Source organism: Nonomuraea sp. NPDC001684 (genome assembly GCF_053596515.1).
Window position 1 is genome coordinate 1 of sequence record NZ_JBSFGJ010000705.1, and the last position, 3,087, is coordinate 3,087.

Below are 3,087 nucleotides of genomic sequence, written 5' to 3' on the forward strand. Positions count from 1 at the left end.
CCGCCCGCGGCGGGCACGCCGGTCGCCGAGATGCGGGCGGCCAGCGCGGCCCCGCCGGCCAGGGCCTCCAGGCAGCCCACGTTGCCGCAGTGGCACAGCACGCCGTCGTCGGCGGTGGCGACCCGGATGTGGCCGATGTCGCCGGCCGCGCCCTGCGCGCCCCGGTGGAGGCGGCCGTCGGAGATCACGCCGCAGCCGATGCCGGTGCCGATCTTGACGAAGACGAGCTGGCCGGTCGCCTGCCGCCCGGCGCGCTGCTCGCCGAGCGCCATGATGTTGACGTCGTTGTCCACGAAGACCGGCACGCCCAGCCGCTCCCCCAGCCACTCGGGCACCGGGAAACGGTCCCAGCCCGGCATGAGGGGCGGGTTGACCGGGCGCCCCGTCGGGTACTCGACCGGGCCCGGCAGGCCGATGCCCGCCCCGCACACGTCGGCCAGGTCGCGCCCGCTCTCGTCGAGCAGGTCGGCGAACGTGCGCGCGAGCCGCCCGAGCGTCGCCTCGGGGCCCTCGTCGATCGGCGCGTCGGCGGTGCGCTCGGCCAGCACCGTGCCGCCGAGGTCGGTGATCGCCACCCGCTCGTGCGTGACGCCCAGGTCGGCGGCCAGGACGAGCCGGGCGGTGCGGTTGAAGGCGAACATGGCCGCGGGCCGCCCGCCCGAGGAGATGGCCTCGTCGGCGGGCAGCACCCAGCGGTGGCGGAGCAGCGCGTCGAGGCGCAGGGACACGGTGGACCGGGCCAGGCCGGTGAGCTGGACCAGCTCGGTCCGGGTGCGCGGCGGCCCGTCCCGCAGCAGGGAGAGCAGCGCGCCGGCCCCCGCCGTCGCGCCGTTGAGCGTGTCCAGAGTCAACACCAGCCTCTCCGCCGATGACGGCAGCCACTTCAGAGGAGCCCAAGTCTATCTTCGCCGAATGGCGCACGACTTATGGCTGAGCATCGACATAAGCCCGCCGATCCCGCGGACGATCACGTCGCCAGCGGGAGCCTCAGGACGAAGCGGGCGCCACCCGGGTGGTCGGCCACGAACAGATCGCCTCCGTAGGCGTGGGCGATCTCGCGGGCGATCGGCAGGCCGAAGCCGGAGCCGCCCGCGTCCAGCGAGCGCGCCTGCTCCTGCCGGTACAGCCGGTGGAAGATGCGCTCCCGCTCCTCGGGCGGGATGCCGGGCCCGTCGTCGATGACCTCCAGGACGGCGTACGGCGGCGCGGCGGCGACCACGAACTCGATCCTGCTGGTGGTGTGGCGTTCGGCGTTGGCCACCAGGTTGGACAGCAGCCGGGCCAGCCGGACCCGCGAGGCCCGGACCACCACGTCCTGCTCCAGCCGGGTGTGGACGGACGCGCTCGGCGGATGCGCGTCCAGCTCCTCCACCACCAGGCGGGCCAGGTCGACGAGGTCGGCGCCGGGCGGCGGGGCGGTGTAGAGGCGGGCCAGGGCGAGCAGGTCGCCGACGATGTCGTTGAGCCGCTCGGCGTCCCGGTGCAGGCTGCGCAGGGTCCGGCGGAGGTCGGCGCCGGGATCGGACAGGGCCTCCTCCAACTCGGTCAGCAGGCCGGTGATCGGGTTGCGCAGGTCGTGGGCGGCGTCGAAGACGAACCGCTGCTGGTGCTCGATCGTCTCGTGCAGCATGGAGACCTTCTGCTGCTCCTGGCGGTAGGCCTGGTGCAGCAGCGCGTCGGGCTTCAGGGGGCCGGAGGCGCGGCCGTCGGGGCGGGCGGCGGGCCGGGGTTCGAGCGACCCGGTGACGTCCCCGAAGACGACGACGATCTCCGTCACCTCGCCCGACGGGCCGAGCACCGGGGCGTTCGCCAGCCGCCAGTGGCGCCGGCCGGGCGGATCCCAGTCGTCGCGCAGCAGCGGCACGACGTCGCCGGCGGCGGTGGCGGCCACCCGCTCCAGCGAGGCGCCCACCTTCGCCGCCCCCGACCCGCTCAGGCCGCCCAGCACGGGGGCCGCGCCGAGCAGGGCGCGGCCGACGACCTCCGCCCGGTCCTGGCCGGTCATCCGCAGGTAGGCGTCGTTGACGGCGAGCACGACCTGACTCCGGGTGAGCAGCATGCAGGGACACGGCAGCGCCTCGAACGCCGCCTGGTATCCGACCGTCGCTCCCATCACCGGGTCCCCCTCGGGCGTCACATACCCCCATAAGGCCACTGACATGCGGAAATGCCGCAGCCGTGTCATTCTCATTCTCGATAGTGATAACGTGTGAAACGTGACGACCTCGACAGAGCGCTGGGCCGAGCTGGCGCTGCATCCCGTGCGCATCCGCATCCTGCGCGCCGTCGCCGGGGGCCGCCGTACGCCCTCCGACCTGGCGGGCCTGCTGCCCGACGTGCCGCAGGCGACGCTCTACCGGCAGATCGCGACGCTGGCCAAGGCCGGGATGCTGGAGGTGGTCGAGGAGCGCAAGGTCGGCGGGGCGACCGAACGGGTCTACGCGGTGCCCGAGGGCGGCCTGACGCCGTCCCCCGAGGCGCTGGCCGCCGCGTCGGCGGAGGACCACGCGCGGTGGTTCACCGCGTTCGCCGGCAGCCTGCTGTCGGAGTTCGCGCGCTACCTCGACCGGGACCGCGTCGACCTGGCCGCCGACGGCGCCGGATACCAGCAGGTGGTCCTGCACCTGGACGACGAGGAGTTCGTCGCCTTCGCCACGGGGTTCGCCGAGCTGGTGCGCCCTCTGCTGGCGAACGAGCCGGGAGAGGGGCGTACGCCGCGCTTGCTGGCGACCGTCCTGCTTCCCCTGAAGGAAGGCTGAACTGTGGCAACGGTATGGGTGGACGAGGGTCAGGTCACGATCGAGTTCGGGCGCTGGGAGCGGTTCCTCACCGGTCACGGCCGGTACGCGTGCCCGGTCGCGTCCGTGCGGGAGGTGCGGGTCGCGGGCGAACCGCTGCGCGTCCCGCGCGGCGCGCGCAAGGGGCTGAGCGTGGCGGGCCACGTCAAGATCGGCGTGTGGGGCCTGTTCGGCGGGCGGCGGCAGCTCGTGTCGGTGACCGGTGACACGCCGGCGGTGCACCTGCTGCTCGATCGTGCCGCGTCCGGCGGCGTCGGGATTCTTGACGATGAACTGCCGCACGATGTTG

The 3,087-nt window shown here is 74.0% G+C and carries 4 protein-coding genes; 2 read left to right on the forward strand and 2 right to left on the reverse strand.

What is annotated here, in order from left to right; genetic code table 11:
* Both ACWCSD_RS50420 and ACWCSD_RS50425 read right to left on the reverse strand, forming a co-directional pair.
* On the reverse strand, nucleotides 1-854 hold an 854-nt coding region (locus ACWCSD_RS50420; RefSeq protein ID WP_449926617.1), incomplete at its 3' end, for an ROK family protein.
* Nucleotides 855-967: 113 nt separating this feature from the next.
* Complete coding sequence (locus ACWCSD_RS50425; protein ID WP_397163040.1) at nucleotides 968-2,113, reverse strand: sensor histidine kinase; 1,146 nt, start codon at nucleotides 2,111-2,113, stop codon at nucleotides 968-970.
* 103 nt (nucleotides 2,114-2,216) lie between these two features.
* On the opposite strand from ACWCSD_RS50425, the gene ACWCSD_RS50430 reads away from it, so the two are divergent.
* Complete coding sequence (locus ACWCSD_RS50430) at nucleotides 2,217-2,759, forward strand: helix-turn-helix domain-containing protein (protein WP_397163042.1); 543 nt, start codon at nucleotides 2,217-2,219, stop codon at nucleotides 2,757-2,759.
* 3 nt (nucleotides 2,760-2,762) lie between these two features.
* Nucleotides 2,763-3,087 (forward strand): hypothetical protein (locus ACWCSD_RS50435; RefSeq protein WP_449926621.1); only part of this gene is annotated, 325 nt, incomplete at its 3' end.

Bases quoted from the DNA above. Each gene is read 5' to 3' on its own strand.
- ACWCSD_RS50425 (WP_397163040.1), bottom strand. From the start codon at position 2,113: ATGGGAGCGACGGTCGGATACCAGGCGGCGTTCGAGGCGCTGCCGTGT.